The sequence below is a fragment of the Ensifer sp. MJa1 genome (assembly GCF_037026475.1).
Classification (GTDB): Bacteria; Pseudomonadota; Alphaproteobacteria; order Rhizobiales; family Rhizobiaceae; genus Ensifer.
In genome coordinates, this window is record NZ_JAKUMO010000071.1 from 1 (window position 1) to 447 (window position 447).

1 protein-coding gene is annotated in these 447 nt (G+C 62.4%); it reads left to right on the forward strand.

Features of this window, described 5'->3' with window-relative positions:
- Positions 1 to 447: ABC transporter permease (locus MKZ91_RS31545; RefSeq protein WP_442892380.1), on the forward strand; the 447-nt coding region annotated here is incomplete at both ends.

Sequence of the window (447 nt, forward strand, 5' to 3'; positions counted from 1 at the left end):
TTTGGTTTGTCGCTCGGGATCACGCTGAGCTGGCTGGTCCTGATCGTGTTGATCCCGTTGTCGGGGCTGGTGTTTCGGGCCAGCGGGCTCGGTTGGGCCAAGTTCGTGGAGCTGGCGCTCGATCAGCGCACGCTGAACGCCTTGAAGATCTCCTTTGGCACGGCCTTTGTCGCCGCGGTGATCAACCTCGTCTTTGGCGTCATCCTCGCCTGGGTGTTGGTGCGCTATCGGTTCCCCGGCAAGCGGGTGATCGACGCCATGGTCGACCTGCCGTTTGCCTTGCCGACAGCCGTTGCCGGCATTGCGCTGACAACGCTTTATGCCCCGAACGGTTGGATCGGCCAGTTCATTGAACCGCTCGGGCTGAAGATCGCCTTTACCCCGGCCGGCATCGTCATCGCGCTGATCTTCGTCGGCCTGCCCTTTGTCGTTAGGACCGTGCAGCCG